We start from the raw sequence: 15,680 nt of genomic DNA, 5'->3' as shown, positions 1-15,680 counted from the left end.
GATTGTGCCCACGTTTACGTGTGGCTTATTACGTTCAAACTTGGCTTTAGCCATGATGATCTTCCTTTATAAACTGCTCATGCAGGGTCACTGCACGAGCGCTTGGTTTTAACTAAGAATTAGTTTGGGCTTATAGTAATCGAAAGATTACTCGTCGTCACCTTTTTTACCGCCAGTCTGGAACTTAGCGATGATGCCTTCAGCCACGTTACGTGGAGTTTCAGCGTATTTAGCAAATTCCATAGAATAAGTCGCACGACCTTGAGACATAGAACGCATTTGAGTCGCGTAACCAAACATCTCAGCCAATGGAACTTCTGCTTTAATTGCTTTAGTTCCACCAGGAAGATCATCCATACCTTGAACCATACCACGACGACGGTTTAAGTCACCCATGATATCGCCCATGTAGTCTTCTGGAGTTTCTACTTCAACTTTCATGATTGGTTCAAGAAGGATAGGATCAGCTTTCATGAAACCGTCACGGAAAGCGTACGAACCAGCCATTTTGAACGACAATTCATCAGAATCGACATCGTGGTAAGAACCATCAAATAATGTCGCTTTGATACCCACAACAGGGTAACCAGCTAATACACCATTCTTCATACGTTCTTGAATACCTTTGTCAACCGCACCAAAGAATTCTTTAGGTACTGTACCGCCGACAACTTCTTCAGCGAATTGGTATTCTTTACCAGCTTCTTCAACATCCATAGGCTCTAAACGAACATATACATGACCGAATTTACCTTTACCACCTGTTTGACGAACGAACTTACCCTCTTGCTCAACAGTCTTTTTGATTGTTTCGCGGTAAGCAACCATTGGTTTACCAATGTTCGCTTCAACACCGAATTCACGCTTCATACGGTCAACGATGATGTCAAGGTGAAGCTCACCCATACCAGCAATAATTGTTTGACCAGATTCTTCGTCTGTACGAACGCGGAACGATGGATCTTCTTTCGCCAAACGACCTAAAGCAATTGACATTTTTTCTTGGTCAGCTTTAGTTTTTGGTTCAACAGCCAATGAAATTACTGGCTCTGGGAATTCCATACGCTCAAGTGTAATGATGTTTTTCTCATCACATAATGTATCACCAGTAGTAACGTCTTTAAGACCTACACACGCTGCGATATCACCTGCACGGATTTCATCAAGATCTTGACGTTCGTTCGCATGCATTTGCACGATACGACCGATACGTTCACGCTTAGATTTAACTGGGTTATAAACTGGATCACCTTGTTTAAGAACACCAGAATAAACACGTACGAAAGTTAAGTTACCTACGAACTTATCGTTCATGATTTTGAACGCTAACGCAGAGAACGGAGCTTCGTCAGATGCTTCACGAGATGCTTTAGTTTCAGCTTTGTCGTCAAGAATACCTTCAATTGCTTTAACTTCTGTTGGAGAAGGTAAGAATTGAATTACAGCATCCAACATACGTTGAACACCTTTGTTCTTGAACGCTGAACCACAAAGCATTACTTGAATTTCAGATGCTAATGTACGAGCACGAAGACCAGCAATAATTTCTTCTTTAGAAAGATCGCCTTCTTCAAGGTATTTGTCCATTAACTCTTCAGATGCTTCAGCCGCAGCTTCAACCATCTTAGTACGCCAATCGTTCGCAGTATCAACGAGGTCAGCAGGAATATCACCGTATTCGAACTTCATACCTTGAGATGCTTCATCCCAGATAATCGCTTTCATTTCGATAAGGTCAACAACACCAGCAAACGTATCTTCTGCACCAATTGGCACAACGATAGGTACAGGATTACCACCTAAACGAGTTTTAACTTGCTCAACAGCACGGAAGAAGTTTGCACCAGTACGGTCCATCTTGTTCACGAATGCTAAACGAGGCACTTTATATTTGTTTGCTTGACGCCAAACAGTTTCAGACTGAGGTTGTACGCCACCAACTGCACAGTAAACCATGCACGCACCGTCAAGAACACGCATAGAACGTTCAACTTCAATTGTGAAGTCTACGTGTCCCGGGGTGTCAATTACGTTGATACGGTGTTGTTCGAATTGGTTACCCATACCAGACCAGAAACAAGTTGTAGCAGCCGAGGTAATTGTAATACCGCGCTCTTGCTCTTGTTCCATCCAGTCCATTGTTGCTGCACCATCGTGTACTTCACCAATTTTGTGAGATACACCTGTGTAGAACAAAATACGTTCTGTTGTAGTTGTTTTACCTGCGTCAATGTGCGCAGAAATACCGATGTTACGGTAATTACTAATCGGGGTTTGGCGAGCCATGATGTCTACATTCCTAAATGTTATATTTAAAACAGGGCGCATCAATTAAATTGATGCGCGCAAATATCCAAGCAGGCAACTTAAATACCCGCAAAGCTCCCACTTTGATAAAGAGCAATGTTGAATCGAGCTGCTGTACGCATGAATATTCTCCTGATTAGGGACTGTTTTATCCGCTTAGAAACGGTAGTGAGAGAAGGCTTTGTTGGCTTCAGCCATACGATGCACGTCTTCACGTTTTTTGATTGCTGAACCTTTACCTTCAGCTGCATCAAGCAACTCACCAGCAAGACGTAAAGCCATCGTTTTTTCAGAACGCTTAGCAGCAGCATCTACTAACCAACGCATTGCTAAGGCAGTACGACGGGATGGGCGTACTTCCATAGGTACTTGATAAGTAGCACCACCAACACGGCGTGCTTTTACTTCAACCATAGGACGAACTTTTTCAAGAGTAGTCTCGAAAAATTCAACTGGGTCTACTTTGTTTTTTTCTTGAACACGTTCTAAAGCACCGTAAACGATACCTTCAGCAACAGATTTTTTACCATCTTGCATTACGTGGTTCATGAATTTAGCGATTGTTTGGCTGCTAAATTTTGGATCTGGAAGGATCTCACGAGCAGCGACTACGCGACGTCTTGGCATTTTAATACACCTAATAATATGACACTTCAGGATAATCCAGCAGTTTGTACAAGTGTCATGTACACGACGCTGGCCTTACTATACGTCGCTTGAATTACAAATCTATGAAGAATTCAAACAAGCGAAACGCTAAAGGGCTTATTGGACTAGTTTCCTAGAATTACTTCTTAGGACGCTTAGTACCGTATTTAGAACGTGATTGATTACGATCTTTAACACCAGCACAGTCTAATGAACCACGAACGGTATGGTAACGTACACCCGGTAAGTCTTTAACACGACCACCACGGATAAGAACAACACTGTGCTCTTGTAGGTTATGACCTTCACCACCGATGTAGCTAGATACTTCAAAACCTGAAGTTAAGCGAACACGGCAAACCTTACGCATAGCTGAGTTAGGTTTTTTTGGTGTAGTTGTATAAACACGTGTACAAACACCACGACGTTGTGGACAAGCCTTCAACGCAGGAACTTTGGATTTTTCAACCAAAGTCGTACGACCCTTACGGATCAACTGATTCGTTGTTGCCATATGGCAATTCTCCCGTTATTAAAAAACCTTAAAAAGAAATACCTCTTTTTAAGGGCACATAATTGTAAGCTAAGATGCAAAAATGGTCAACACGGCAATACTTACCAAATGTTGACCATATCAATCTTTGACAGGATAACTTACAAAGTTAAATAGAGTTCAAATTTTATTTTTAAACCTCTTATTTGTAAGCGTATTGTTAAGAGTATTTTTTATCATCCAGCTCCTCCTCATCTTCCTCTGGAGCTAAAGCTGGTTTTTGCTCAGTATGCTCATGTTCCTCTACATGTTTATCGGCAAGTTGCTCGATACCTTGATGAACATTTTCCTGAATTTTCTCTTCGCTCTTTTTACTTTCTGTAGGCTTTAAGACAATAGATACTTTTGAAATTACATCATGGTTTTCTACTTTATGATGATGTGCAGCATGAATATTGCCATCTTCACCAACATTTAAAAGACGTGGGCTGGCTTTCTGGATCAGCGTAACCGCTGCATAATAAGCCTGTAGCGGAGATAAATGCTCACTTGGATGTTCATTTAAATAATGTCTTGCAGCTCCAAAGATAGCCTGTGCTTTATGACCCACATCTTCTTGCAGTTTCCAACTATATACAGCGCTTAAAACAGCACCAGCAACTGGTGTAACTTTACCAAAGGCTGAGAGTTTCGGAATACGATTTAACCAACCCCATTTAAACTCTCCGTCTTCATCGACTAGCCAGTTCTTTAAAGTATCTAAATCGGTAGTTGAACCTAACACCTGCTGAAATTGATGAATATCTTGTGTTTCCAACATATTCCGCAATGTTTTTAAAGCCAATAATAGAGTTTGCTTTTCGGCAATCAGGCTAATATCAACTTCTTTAAAGATAAATTCGACAACATCTTGGTCTGTAACTTCCAAAAGATCAAAGCCATGTGATCTTCCAGTCTGATAAATCGTTCTTAAAACCAACACAAGTGAAACAGGAATATCTACAGCAGCACCAACCACACTCGACACGCCAGTAATTGCCCCTTGTATTGTCGCAATTAATTTATTTTGCTCGATGAGCGCCTGACTTAAACGTTGAGAACGGCCCGTATCCTTTGTTAGCTCAAACAAATCTTTAGCACCCGCTTCTTCTAAGATTTTTTCAGTTAAGGTGCTTTTTGAACTAAAGTCATTCAGCCAATCAAATAAATAGCCTGAGATTTTTTCATCCCAATCTGGGGAAAGGAATGTAGCCACACCATTTACTTTTGTAAAATGTCGCCCAAAGACCTGCCGAGTTACTTTCGGCAATTGTTCACGTAGCATTTGTTGAGGACTTTCATATTGCTCAACTTCAAATGGGCTTTTAGTTCTCGATTTTCCTTCAACCGTTTTACCAGTTGGAATTGGTTCAATTACCTTACTGACATCACCTGATTGGTTCTGTTGTAAGATACTCAATCCTGTAGAACTGAGCTTTTTAGCCACTCCGAAGACCTGAGAAAACAAATTGTCAGATTGATTATTATTAAATTTTGTCATCAAGTACCTCGATTTTTTAATTTATCTAATTAGACATAAATACTAGGTGGAATGTGGATTTATCTCAACTTGAATGTGTGTATTTTAGTTAACCCTAAATGCAACATACCATGTCTTTAGTTATTTTTTTTAAATGTAAAATTGTCATAAAGATTTGCCATAAGAAATAAAAATCCTTTCTGCTATCATGTTAACAACGAAAAAACATGAGTCTTGTTTTCTTACAGCTATATTCTCCTATTCGTTTTCGTAGCTGTTGATCACGATCGACTCTTAATATCACCATAAAGGGACCTGTAGATGAAACGTGTTGTAATCACTGGTATGGGTATTAACTCATGTATCGGTAACTCTTTAGAAGCAGTTACTCATTCACTTCAAAATGGAATCTCCGGGACACGTTTTAACCCAACTTATGCTGAACTCAATTTTAAAAGTCATGTGAGCGCTGCTGCAGACCAAGATTTTGATCATATTGACCGTAAGTTAAAACGCTTTATGGGCGTATGTGCAATGTACGCTTACAATGCTGCTGTAGCTGCTGTTGAACATGCAGGTCTTACTGCTGAGCAAATCGGTGGTAATCCACGTTACGGTATCGCAGGCGGTTCAGGTGGTGGTTCAACTGCATCTGTTGTTGAAATGACAGAGCTTTTAGAAACTAAAGGTGCACGTAAAGTAGGACCTTTCTTCGTACCACGCAACATGTCAAACACTATTACAGCAAACGTAGGTGTTGCATTCAAACTGCAAGGTATTGCTCATACAATTACAAGTGCTTGCGCAACTTCTGCTGACGCAATTGGTTATGCGTACAACCTGATTCAGCTCGGCAAACAAGACCTTATGCTTGCTGGTGGTGGTGAAGAAGATCATTGGTCTCAAAGTTTATTGTTTGATGCAATGGGTGCGCTTTGCTCAAAATACAATGAAACTCCAGAAACAGCATCTCGTCCATATTCAGCAGACCGTGATGGTTTCGTTATTGCTGGCGGTGGTGGTTTCGTAGTACTTGAATCACTTGAACACGCTCAAGCACGTGGTGCCAACATTTTAGCTGAAGTCGTGGGTTATGCTGCAAACAGCGATGGTGCAGACATGGTTGCTCCAAGCGGTGAAGGTGCTACACGTTGTGTGTTAATGGCGCTTGAAGAAGCTAAGCAACATGGCGTAGACAAAATTGACTATGTAAATACACATGGTACGTCTACTCCAGCTGGTGACATTACAGAACTTAAAGCAATGGAACGTGCATTTGGCGAAGGTAATGTACCTCCTCTTAGCTCAACTAAATCTATGACAGGTCATAGCTTAGGTGCAGCTGGCGTACAAGAAGCTATTTATTCTGTTCTAATGATGCAAAATGATTTTATTGCACCAAACATCAATGTAACTGAACTTGATGAAGGCGCAAAACCTTTTGATATCGTACTTGAAAAACGTGATGCAAAATTGAATACTGTAATGAGTAACAGTTTTGGCTTTGGCGGTGTTAACGCTTGCCTTATTTTCAAGAAGTGGGATGCATAATCCCACGTAGGATTATCGATGGATGCACCTTCTGATGCTTTTTTGTGGGTAAAAGCATTACATATTATTGCCGTGGTTTGTTGGTTCGCTGCTTTGTTCTACTTACCACGTCTATATGTTTATCATGCTATGAGTGAAGATGCTGTTAGTCATCAACGCTTTGAAGTAATGGAACGTAAGTTGTATCGTGGAATTATGTGGCCTTCTCTGATTGCCACATTAATTACTGCTCATTTCCTTGTGGATTGGGGCGATGCAACTCGACATTACCATCAGGCAACATGGTTTTACCTTAAAGTCGCTTTAGTGGCTTTGTTAGTCATCTACCATTTGGTATGTGGCTACTACCGTAAAAAACTCATTGGAAATGCTCACTATAAATCACATAAGTTCTGGCGCTTCTTTAATGAAATGCCGACCTTAATTTTATTTGCTGTTGTGATTTTAGTTGTCGTAAAGCCTCAGTTTTAACTGGGGCTTTTGCTTTTCTTATCCAAGAAATCTTTTATTCACAGCAATAAGAAAACTAGATCCATTTAAAGCTTTATATTTTTTAAAACAGAACGATAAAACTAATAAATAATCACGCCTCTTTATTTCGCAATACCTAATCTATACTATGCTAAAGAAATAGATGAACTCATTTAATGGCAAAGCTATGCTAACTTTTAATGCCTTTAAACGCTTAATCCATACACAATTTATTCTTCTTACGCTTTTTATTTTCCGTCACTTGAAAAACTACCCAATTAGGCATTTGACTGCTCAAGAAAAAGTATTAGCACAAATGGTCTTCGGCGACATGCTCAATTGTGAACAACCTAAAATTATTGCTACTCGCTACCTTCCTTGGCAGTCTTACGGTATTTTTATGGCTCCAAACGGAAATATTTATGTCAATATTTCCGATTACAGTGAAAATTATGCTCTAGAATCTAAATTTATGCAGGGTATTTTTATTCACGAACTCACTCATGTCATGCAATATCAAAAAGGTATTCATGTACTACTTAAAGGTGCATTACTGCAATCGGCCTACTATCTTAGCTTTAAAAGCTACAACCCCTATAAATACACCTACTCTCCTCACAAGGCGTTTAGCTCTTATAACATTGAACAACAAGGTGAAATTGCCCGTGACATTTGCTCTGGAAAAATCCCAAATATTATCTGTTCACCGCAACTTCATTTGTAACTAAATAATCATTCATTCTTTGAACGTAACATTTTTTGCTTAATGTAAATGAGAATTCATATAAATCAGAAATAGTTATCTAAGGTAGAAAATCAGTCTTATTTAATTCAAATGATTGAAAATAATATAACGCGCTTATTCCAAATTAGCTTGTAATAAGGCAGTATACAAATAATAAAAATAATGAAGCCTGTTTCTATTCTATACAGAAAATCTCGTTATTTTTACGCAGAAAATATGTGATTGGTATATATTATTGATCTTGACATTTTTGTTTACTATTTTAATTGTTTACTATCGTATCATACACATCGTTGAAAAATTATATCTATAAAAATCAACACTGTGTGTATCTATATTCGTTATGATCTAGGATTAGGTTTGAATGAAAAGTTTTAAAGTTGCCCTTGCTCAGTTTTCTCCGCATATTGGCAATATTGACTCAAACACCCAAAAGATGATTGAGCAAGTAAATCAGGCGAAAAAACAAAACGCTGACCTGATTATTTTTCCCGAGCTTTCTGTTATTGGTTATCCAGCTGAAGACTTACTGCTACGTCCAAATTTAAATAAACGTATGCAAAAGGCTTTTGCTCAACTTGCCGAAGTTAAAGATATTGTCATGGTTTTCGGATTTGTGAACCAGACAGAAGATGGCCAACGTTATAATTCTGCTGCTGTCATGAAAGACGGTCAAGTTTTGGGTGTTTTTAACAAACACAATTTACCAAACTATGGCGTCTTTGATGAAAAACGTTATTTCCAAAAAGGACATCAGCATTTGGTGTTTGAATATCTTGGACATAAGTTTGGCGTATTGATTTGCGAAGATATCTGGTCAATTAATACCGTAAAACAGTTAAGCCAACTCAATGTTGATACTGTTCTTGTACTTAATGCATCACCATACGAAGTCGGTAAACCACAGCATCGTACACAAACCTTAAGTGAACTTGCAAAACAGCTTCACCTCAACATTGTGTACGTTAACCAAGTGGGCGGCCAAGATGATTTAATTTTTGATGGCACAAGTTTTGTCAGCAATAAAGATGGTGGAATTGCTTTACAAGCACCAAGCTTTAAAGAAGACCTCTACATCGCTGAATTTGACCCAAAAAACAAAGCATTTAAAGTCACAGAATCAGCTCCTGCTTTAGAAACATTTGCAGAGATCTATCAAGGTTTAGTTCTGGCAACACGTGACTATGTAGAGCGTTCAGGTTTCCCAGGTGTAATTTTAGGTTTATCTGGCGGTATTGACTCAGCTCTTACACTCGCTATTGCTGTTGATGCAATTGGTGCAGAAAAAGTACAAGCCGTAATGATGCCTTATACTTATACTTCTCAAATTAGTGTGGAAGATGCGGCAGAACAGGCTCGTCGTATGGGTGTAACTTTCGGTATTGCTGAAATACATTCAGTTGTAAATAGCTTTATGCAAACCTTGTATCCTTTCTTTGGCAACTCACCAGCAGATGCAACCGAAGAGAACTTACAAGCGCGCGCACGCGGCACATTACTCATGGGCTTATCAAATAAATTTGGTAATTTAGTACTCGCTACTGGCAACAAGTCTGAGCTTTCAGTTGGCTACTGTACACTTTATGGTGATATGGTTGGTGGTTTTGCAGTTCTAAAAGATGTTTATAAAACTATCGTTTTTGAATTAGCAAAATACCGTAATAGCTTAAGCGAAACTCCTGTTATTCCTGAACGTGTTATTACTCGTCCACCTTCAGCAGAACTTCGCCCAGACCAAAAAGACCAAGACTCTTTACCAGCATATGATGTATTAGATGCCATTCTTTACGCATACATTGAAGAAGATTTAAGTCAGGCAGATATTATAGCCAAAGGTTTTGATAAAGAAGTAGTTGAAAAAGTTATCCGTTTAGTTGATCGTAATGAATATAAACGTCGTCAAGGCGCGATTGGCCCGAGAATTACTTCTCGTGCATTTAGTCGCGAACGACGTTATCCGATTGTCAACGGTTGGACAGCGAATGACTGAGCAGGAAAACTCATCAAAAACTACAGCACTTGCTCAAGCACTTTTGCTTGAGCAGGTGGAATTTTTCAAAAAACAATTATCTATAGAAAACTCACCTATTTATTTCCAGCAGTTCATTCAACTCTTTATGCAACATGCTGACGAAATCAAACTTCATGAAGTGGTGGATTTAGAGCAACTACAAGCCGTTGTGAAACGTTATGCTTTTGAAATGCAGCTAGGTGCTGGTTTACTTGAGTTTATTGGGGAAATTGCGCAGCGTATTTATCTATCTGCTATGAAGTCTCCAATTCAGCTACAAGATTTGGTATCTGACTACCAATTTGAAATGTGGCTCTCCAAATTTTTAGAAATGGAACATATTCCTCTTTATCTCAATCAGTTTTTAAGAAGCAGCCCTTCTGTACAACAACTTTGCCAATATATTGCAACCTCAACCTTAGAACAAAAATTACCAAAATTTCTAAGCGCATCTAGAGTTGATGACTACCACTTTGAGTGGCAACATAAACTCAAAAAATTCTCCTTTCTACAGCAACAACGTCTTGAGCATAAACTTGAAACTTGGATTGCCAGCTTTATTCATGAGCAACTCACAGAATTAAGTCTTTTATCGAGTGAAGATTTAGAAAGTCTGATACGACATGTATGGGAAGATCTTAGACATAAAAAAATGTATGAGTTTATGAAACAGTTAACTCCTCTTGATGTTGAAGAGTTCTTTGTTTTAATTTACGAATACTGGAAAGAATTACGCCAGTCACAATTTATGCAAGATCTTATTCTTTATGGCGTAGAAGTTTTTTATGACTTTTATAAAGACGAAAGTTTATTTGAAGTATTAAGTGAGATTGGTTTAACTGAAACCGATTTACAAACTGAAGCCTTACGTTTTTACCCTAAGGTTATGAATGCCTTTAATGAACACGGTATTTTGGAACCGTTACTTCAAGCGATTTTAGCTCCTTTTTATCAAAGCTCAAAAACACTCGATATTATTGAAAAACATTTTAATGAGTAAAAAAAAGACAAAAAGAAACCATGCATGAGCATGGTTTTTAAAATGGTGGCTATGACGAGACTTGAACTTGTGACCCCCGCATTATGAGTGCGGTGCTCTAACCAACTGAGCTACATAGCCGTAAACTGTGTGCGCATTATCTATAGTTCTGTATAGCAGGTCAAGAGTTCAAAACCACTAAACCCTATCAAATGAACAAATAAGATTCAGATCATCATTATTTGTTCATTTTTTAGCAAATTCGTACTTTAAATAATTGATCAGCCACAGAAATATATTAGAGATTTAATACTAGTTTTTTTCCTTTTGCTCTTGATACACAAATCATCATGCTCTTTTGTGAAGCCTTTTCAGCATCACTTAAGTATTGATCGAAATGCTCGGCTTCACCTTCTAAAATAGCCGTTTCACATGTACCGCAAACCCCTTCTCGGCATAAACATTCCACATCAATATTTAATGTTTCGATGGCTTGTAAAATTGTCTGATTACTTTGTACTTCAATTTCCTGATTAGACTTAGCAAGTAGAACAGTAAATGCTTCACCATCTTCAGGAACTGTTGAAGCAAATTGTTCCCAATGGATATATTCATCGCGGTAACGGTGCTTGTTACAACAATCAATAACAGCATCAATCATTGGTTTCGGCCCACAAACATAGACATGTGTACCTTTAGGTTGTGATGAAATCAACTCATCCAAATTTAATGCGCAACCTTCTGAGTCAACATAACTAAACACATGCTCAGCATGTTTCTGCTTTAACTCATCTAACAAAGCCGCATGTTCAGGTGAACGGTAGGCATAGTGTAATTCAAACTCAGTACCACGTGTCGCAAGCTCATCCATTTGAGGTAAGAATGGTGTAATGCCAATACCACCTGCAATTAAAATATGTTTATTGCCTGTTTCAGCTAATGGAAATAAATTTTTTGGTTCTGAAATCTGAATTTCACAGCCTTCACTACATTGATCATGCATAAAGACAGAACCGCCCTTACCTTCCACATCTTTACGAACGCAGACTTGGTAAGTCGATAGGTCTTGCGTACAGCTCATCAATGAGTAAGCATTGGAAAGCTGTTCATTCATTTTGACAATAATATGGCTTCCCCCACTAAATCGAGGAAAGTTCTGCCCATCTTGACGTTTGAACGTAAACCGTTTGATTAAAGGGGTAAGCTGTTCCACATGAGTAACAACTGCTGGGAACATTTCATAATGACTAGCCATATTAGAATCCTTCTTTTACCGCATATTCTTGTTGTTAGGGCTTATCCTTAAAGCCCTAAACACATGTATTTAATGGTCATGAATTCTTCAAGACCATACTTTGAACCTTCACGCCCAACACCTGATTGCTTCACACCACCAAATGGTACAACTTCATTTGAAATTGCTGTGGCATTCATACCGACCATTCCATATTCAAGCTGTTCTGACACTCGCCATAAACGTGAAATATTTTCGCTATAAACATAAGCAGCCAAACCAAAGATGGTGTCATTCGCTTGAGCGACTACATCTGCTTCATCTGTAAAACGAATGAGCGGTGCAACTGGACCAAAAATTTCTTCTTGGACAATTTCCATCGTACGGTCAACATCAGTTAAAACTGATGGCTCATAAAAGGTTTGTCCTAAAGCATGCTGCTTACCGCCGCAAGCAACTTTAGCTCCTTTACTTACCGCATCATCAATCAACTGCTGTGCTTTTAACACTGCTTTTTCATTAATTAATGGGCCAATTTGTACGCCATCTTCCAAACCATTACCAACTTTAAACTTTTGTACTTCTTGAACAAACTTCTCAGCAAAAGCTTGATAAATATTGTCGTGTACATAAATGCGGTTAGCACAAACACAGGTCTGGCCTGCATTACGGAACTTAGCAAAAATCGCACCTTGTACAGCTTTATCTAAATCGGCATCGTCAAACACAATCAGAGGAGCATTACCGCCTAACTCAAGCGCTAATTTTTTAATGGTACTTGAGCACTGCTGCATCAGTAAGCGGCCTACTGGAGTTGAGCCAGTAAAGGTCAATTTCTTCACTTTTTCATGTGAAGTAAATACCGAACCAATTTCTTGTGATTTACCAGTAACGACGTTAATCACACCAGCCGGAATACCTGCTTTTTCTGCAAGCTTCGCAATCGCTAAAGCACAGTAAGGCGTTTCATTAGCTGGCTTAATGACAACTGTACATCCAGCTGCTAAAGCCGGTGCTGCTTTACGAGTAATCATGGCAATTGGGAAATTCCACGGCGTAATAGCAGCCACAACACCCACAGGTTCTTTACTAATAATAAAACGCTGCTGGTTATTTACGGTTGGAATCACATCACCATAAATACGCTTGCCTTCTTCGGCAAACCACTGAATAAATGAAGCAGCATAACGCACCTCACCTTTCGCTTCTGCCAAAGGTTTGCCTTGTTCAATGGTCATGATTAAAGCAAGTTCATCGGTATGATCTATAACTAGTTTGTACCAAGCCAATAAAATATCTGCACGATTTTGAGCAGTTAAAGCTTTCCAACTTTGCAAAGCCGTATATGCAACTTCGACTGCTTGTGTAGCTTCAACCACTCCCATATTTGGAATTGTGCCAATTTCTTCACCTGTTGCTGGGTTGGTCACTGGAACCGTTGCATTCGACTGTGCAGCTAGCCATTTCCCATTAATATAGGCTTGTTGTTGAAATAATTCAGTACTTTGTAAACTCGACATATCATCTTCCTAACTGAAGAATCAGGTGTAAGTCATCTTTACACCTGAATAAATCCATTTGTTTTATTTGTGATGCTGCGCCACTAAATGCTGGAAGTAAGCGATACCATGCTCACTAATTCCTGAGCGCTGCTTGTCGGTCATAATACGGCCTTGACCACGATAACCACGTGATTTCAAACCACGTTGTACGCTTTCGACCAAGTTCAAATCTTCAGGACGGAATACATTGCGATACCACTCAATTAAATCTTTTTGATCTTGAGTGAGTTCTTCATTCGTAAAATAAATATCGTAATGCTGCAAAGTCGTTTCTGCATCTACGGGGAATTCGTAGATGACAGTCATGAAGTTGCTGCCCGGTGGCACGTTGAACATGGTACAAGGCCAAGTCCAGAAACCATGAAACTCTGGATCTGTTACTGATGGATCAAGCTTGAATGACTTCTCTGATGAACGCGCAAAACCATATTGTAAAGTCCAGTTTTGATGCGTGGTATGCCAATATTTATCGACCTGAACTGAGTCAGCAAAGCCCGGATGTGCAGGACCACAGTGGTAACATTCTAGATAGTTATCGACAATCACTTTCCAGTTTGCTGGCGTTTCTGTCACAAAACGTGCCGCCAGTTTCAAATCTTTAATCACGCTACATGCTTGATTTAAACGCTCAGCAAATTCTGGAAGTTGGTCTTCTACGCATGTCGCATTTTCATCCATATTAATGAAAACAAAGCCGGCATATTCCTCAACTTTTAAGGGCACCATGCTTGAGTTTTCTTTATCGAAAGATTCAACATGGTCACAGTTACGTGCCAAAGCTAAACTACCATCTAGCTTAAAAGTCCAAGCATGGTATGGGCAGGTAATTACATTTTTTGCTTTACCACTACCACTTAAAAGCTCATGACCACGGTGTGGACATACATTATAAAACGCACGTAAAACGCTATCTTTACCGCGAATGATGACAATATTTTCACCAATTACTTTACGGGTAATATAGTCATTCGGTTGTGCCAACTCACTGCCATGTGCAACACAAATCCAGCTTTTAGCAAAGATTGCTTCTTTCTCATGCTCAAAAACTTGCGATGAAGTATAGAAAACTTTAGGAAAAGTCCATGCAACATCTGGGTTTGCACAAAAATCTTCAGGTAATTTTTCAACTGCACTCATGTTATTACTCCATTAAATTCTTTTCGTCCAAATGACTCGATACTAAATTGATGTCTTTTCGACACTGCCAAACATGCGACGTATCGCACTCAGCATGTTTTGATATAACTGTTGAACTTCTGGGCAGTCACGCATGAGACGTAAACTGCCATGTAATAAACCTTTGCCTAAATGGAACTCACTCGGAATTCCTGCTTGTTCCAATTTTTGAGTAAGGAGATAACCGTCATCACTTAAAGGGTCATATTCTGCAACTGCGACAAAACTTGCAGGCATATCTGAAAAGTCCGTCGCCAATAAAGGCGCTAGACGTAAATCCTGCCAATCTTGTGGGTTAGGTGCATATTCCTTTAAATAAAAATGCATATCTTCCGTTGTTAATAACGGCGCATGGGCATGCTTTTGTGCGGCTGGTGTATCAAACGCTGTAGTTAAACACGGATAAACCAAAGCCACTCCTTGAGCTTGCAAACCACTATGTTGTAGCTCCACTGCTAGGGCTGCTGCTAAATTACCGCCAGCACTATCCCCTGCTAGAACGATATTTTCGCTATCGATCTGCCAAGTTGAACCATGCTTTTTAAGCCATTGATAAACTGCTAAACAATCTTCAAAAGCTGCCGGAAAGCGATGCTCTGGTGCCATGCGGTAATCTACGCTAATGACAACTGCATTTAAGTCCTGACACAAATAACTGGTAATAAACTCATGTGAATCGAGCCCACCAACCATCCAACCACCGCCATGTAAATACAACACACATGGCCAACCAGACTCAGGTCGATTAGTTTTTGGTGAATATATGCGAACAGGTACTAGATGCTCTCCATTTGCAACAACTCGATCTTCTACTTCGATCTTGCCATCACGAGGCAAAATGTAGTGTTGACACATCGCGTCATATGCTGCACGGACTGAGTCAATATCTGCATCTGCTGGTGAATAAATACTGCTCCAATACGCAAGGCTTTGCATTTCTTCACTTAAGGCATAAGTGGTCTGTTCACATGTAGTCATTACCGT

Annotated in this window: 13 protein-coding genes and 1 tRNA gene; 5 read left to right on the top strand and 9 right to left on the bottom strand. The window is 39.4% G+C overall.

Annotated features, from left to right (window positions below; translation table 11 throughout):
• Nucleotides 1-147: 147 nt before the first annotated feature.
• From fusA to WA249_RS13300, 4 genes are all read right to left on the bottom strand, one after another.
• Complete coding sequence (gene fusA, locus WA249_RS13315) at nucleotides 148-2,286, bottom strand: elongation factor G (RefSeq protein WP_336169345.1); 2,139 nt, start codon at nucleotides 2,284-2,286, stop codon at nucleotides 148-150.
• 177 nt (nucleotides 2,287-2,463) lie between these two features.
• A complete protein-coding gene (gene rpsG, locus WA249_RS13310; RefSeq protein WP_003653285.1) occupies nucleotides 2,464-2,934 on the bottom strand; it encodes a 30S ribosomal protein S7 in 471 nt (156 codons plus the stop codon).
• 160 nt (nucleotides 2,935-3,094) lie between these two features.
• A complete protein-coding gene (rpsL, locus tag WA249_RS13305; RefSeq protein ID WP_002050319.1) occupies nucleotides 3,095-3,469 on the bottom strand; it encodes a 30S ribosomal protein S12 in 375 nt (124 codons plus the stop codon).
• A 199-nt stretch (nucleotides 3,470-3,668) separates the two neighbouring features.
• Nucleotides 3,669-4,988 (bottom strand): EcsC family protein, encoded by a 1,320-nt coding sequence (locus WA249_RS13300; RefSeq protein ID WP_336169343.1) that lies wholly within the window; start codon nucleotides 4,986-4,988, stop codon nucleotides 3,669-3,671.
• Nucleotides 4,989-5,288: 300 nt separating this feature from the next.
• On the opposite strand from WA249_RS13300, the gene WA249_RS13295 reads away from it, so the two are divergent.
• From WA249_RS13295 to WA249_RS13275, 5 genes are all read left to right on the top strand, one after another.
• Nucleotides 5,289-6,518, top strand: a complete 1,230-nt coding sequence (locus WA249_RS13295; RefSeq protein WP_336169341.1) for a beta-ketoacyl synthase N-terminal-like domain-containing protein — start codon at nucleotides 5,289-5,291, stop codon at nucleotides 6,516-6,518.
• Between the two features lie 18 nt (nucleotides 6,519-6,536).
• Entirely contained in the window at nucleotides 6,537-6,989 is a 453-nt protein-coding gene (locus tag WA249_RS13290; protein WP_322902952.1) for a CopD family protein, read from the top strand.
• Between the two features lie 163 nt (nucleotides 6,990-7,152).
• Nucleotides 7,153-7,713: a hypothetical protein gene (locus WA249_RS13285; RefSeq protein WP_336169338.1), complete on the top strand. Its 561-nt coding sequence runs from the start codon at nucleotides 7,153-7,155 to the stop codon at nucleotides 7,711-7,713.
• Nucleotides 7,714-8,098: 385 nt separating this feature from the next.
• The gene (locus WA249_RS13280) at nucleotides 8,099-9,724 is read left to right on the top strand and encodes an NAD+ synthase (protein ID WP_336169336.1); all 1,626 of its coding nucleotides are present in this window, start codon (nucleotides 8,099-8,101) and stop codon (nucleotides 9,722-9,724) included.
• Nucleotides 9,717-10,745 carry a hypothetical protein gene (locus WA249_RS13275; protein ID WP_336169334.1) on the top strand — a complete coding sequence of 343 codons (1,029 nt, stop codon included), beginning with the start codon at nucleotides 9,717-9,719 and terminating at the stop codon, nucleotides 10,743-10,745. Before WA249_RS13280 ends, WA249_RS13275 begins: the two co-directional genes overlap by 8 nt.
• Nucleotides 10,746-10,788: 43 nt before the next feature.
• On the opposite strand, the gene WA249_RS13270 is transcribed toward WA249_RS13275, so the two are convergent.
• From WA249_RS13270 to WA249_RS13250, 5 genes are all read right to left on the bottom strand, one after another.
• Nucleotides 10,789-10,865, bottom strand: a tRNA-Met gene (locus WA249_RS13270).
• 157 nt (nucleotides 10,866-11,022) lie between these two features.
• The gene (gene cntB, locus WA249_RS13265) at nucleotides 11,023-11,979 is read right to left on the bottom strand and encodes a carnitine monooxygenase, reductase subunit CntB (protein WP_336169332.1); all 957 of its coding nucleotides are present in this window, start codon (nucleotides 11,977-11,979) and stop codon (nucleotides 11,023-11,025) included.
• Nucleotides 11,980-12,026: 47 nt separating this feature from the next.
• Nucleotides 12,027-13,478 carry an NAD-dependent succinate-semialdehyde dehydrogenase gene (locus tag WA249_RS13260; RefSeq protein ID WP_336169330.1) on the bottom strand — a complete coding sequence of 484 codons (1,452 nt, stop codon included), beginning with the start codon at nucleotides 13,476-13,478 and terminating at the stop codon, nucleotides 12,027-12,029.
• 63 nt (nucleotides 13,479-13,541) lie between these two features.
• On the bottom strand, nucleotides 13,542-14,657 hold the full coding sequence (gene cntA, locus WA249_RS13255; RefSeq protein ID WP_002120432.1) for a carnitine monooxygenase subunit alpha: 1,116 nt from the start codon (nucleotides 14,655-14,657) through the stop codon (nucleotides 13,542-13,544).
• A gap of 42 nt (nucleotides 14,658-14,699) precedes the next feature.
• Entirely contained in the window at nucleotides 14,700-15,674 is a 975-nt protein-coding gene (locus WA249_RS13250; protein WP_336169328.1) for an alpha/beta hydrolase, read from the bottom strand.
• Between the last annotated feature and the right edge of the window lie 6 nt (nucleotides 15,675-15,680).

It is taken from the genome of Acinetobacter sp. 161(2023) (assembly GCF_037027805.1).
Classification (GTDB): Bacteria; Pseudomonadota; Gammaproteobacteria; order Pseudomonadales; family Moraxellaceae; genus Acinetobacter.
This window is presented reverse-complemented; position numbering and strand designations above follow the sequence as displayed.

What these genes read in the sequence shown, in the direction of transcription:
- fusA (WP_336169345.1), bottom strand. Translation starts at nt 2,286, where the DNA reads ATGGCTCGCCAAACCCCGATTAGTAATTACCGTAACATCGGTATTTCT.
- rpsG (WP_003653285.1), bottom strand. Translation starts at nt 2,934, where the DNA reads ATGCCAAGACGTCGCGTAGTCGCTGCTCGTGAGATCCTTCCAGATCCA.
- rpsL (WP_002050319.1), bottom strand. Translation starts at nt 3,469, where the DNA reads ATGGCAACAACGAATCAGTTGATCCGTAAGGGTCGTACGACTTTGGTT.
- WA249_RS13300 (WP_336169343.1), bottom strand. Translation starts at nt 4,988, where the DNA reads ATGACAAAATTTAATAATAATCAATCTGACAATTTGTTTTCTCAGGTC.
- WA249_RS13295 (WP_336169341.1), top strand. Translation starts at nt 5,289, where the DNA reads ATGAAACGTGTTGTAATCACTGGTATGGGTATTAACTCATGTATCGGT.
- WA249_RS13290 (WP_322902952.1), top strand. Translation starts at nt 6,537, where the DNA reads ATGGATGCACCTTCTGATGCTTTTTTGTGGGTAAAAGCATTACATATT.
- WA249_RS13285 (WP_336169338.1), top strand. Translation starts at nt 7,153, where the DNA reads ATGAACTCATTTAATGGCAAAGCTATGCTAACTTTTAATGCCTTTAAA.
- WA249_RS13280 (WP_336169336.1), top strand. Translation starts at nt 8,099, where the DNA reads ATGAAAAGTTTTAAAGTTGCCCTTGCTCAGTTTTCTCCGCATATTGGC.
- WA249_RS13275 (WP_336169334.1), top strand. Translation starts at nt 9,717, where the DNA reads ATGACTGAGCAGGAAAACTCATCAAAAACTACAGCACTTGCTCAAGCA.
- cntB (WP_336169332.1), bottom strand. Translation starts at nt 11,979, where the DNA reads ATGGCTAGTCATTATGAAATGTTCCCAGCAGTTGTTACTCATGTGGAA.
- WA249_RS13260 (WP_336169330.1), bottom strand. Translation starts at nt 13,478, where the DNA reads ATGTCGAGTTTACAAAGTACTGAATTATTTCAACAACAAGCCTATATT.
- cntA (WP_002120432.1), bottom strand. Translation starts at nt 14,657, where the DNA reads ATGAGTGCAGTTGAAAAATTACCTGAAGATTTTTGTGCAAACCCAGAT.
- WA249_RS13250 (WP_336169328.1), bottom strand. Translation starts at nt 15,674, where the DNA reads ATGACTACATGTGAACAGACCACTTATGCCTTAAGTGAAGAAATGCAA.